Genomic DNA, 466 nt, shown 5'->3' with positions numbered 1-466 from the left:
TCGATGGGTCAAAAGGTTAATCCAATTGGTCTTCGTGTCGGTGTTATCCGTGACTGGGAATCTCGTTGGTTCGCTGAGAAAGATTACGCTACATTATTACATGAAGACATCAAAATCCGTGAGTACATTAATGTACGCTTAAAAGATTCTGCTGTTGCTAAAGTAGAAATCGAACGTGCAGCAAATCGTGTAAATGTTACAATTCACACTGCAAAACCTGGTATGGTAATTGGTAAAGGTGGTACTGAAGTTGAAGCACTTCGTAAAGCTCTTAACCAATTAACAGGCAAGCGTGTACACATCAACATTTTAGAAGTTAAGAGAGCTGATCTTAACGCTAAATTAGTAGGCGAAAACATCGCTCGTCAATTAGAAAACCGTGTATCATTCCGTCGTGCACAAAAGCAAGTTATTCAACGTGCTATGCGTGCAGGTGCTAAAGGTATTAAAACACAGGTTTCTGGTC

The 466-nt window shown here is 40.1% G+C and carries 1 protein-coding gene; it reads left to right on the top strand.

What is annotated here, in order from left to right:
- Positions 1-3: 3 nt before the first annotated feature.
- Positions 4-466: 30S ribosomal protein S3 (gene rpsC, locus MR167_RS31785; protein ID WP_050252243.1), on the top strand; the 463-nt coding region annotated here is incomplete at its 3' end.

The organism is Bacillus cereus group sp. BfR-BA-01355, from assembly GCF_022663675.1.
In the GTDB taxonomy this organism is placed as follows: domain Bacteria; phylum Bacillota; class Bacilli; order Bacillales; family Bacillaceae_G; genus Bacillus_A; species Bacillus_A thuringiensis_S.
This window is presented reverse-complemented; position numbering and strand designations above follow the sequence as displayed.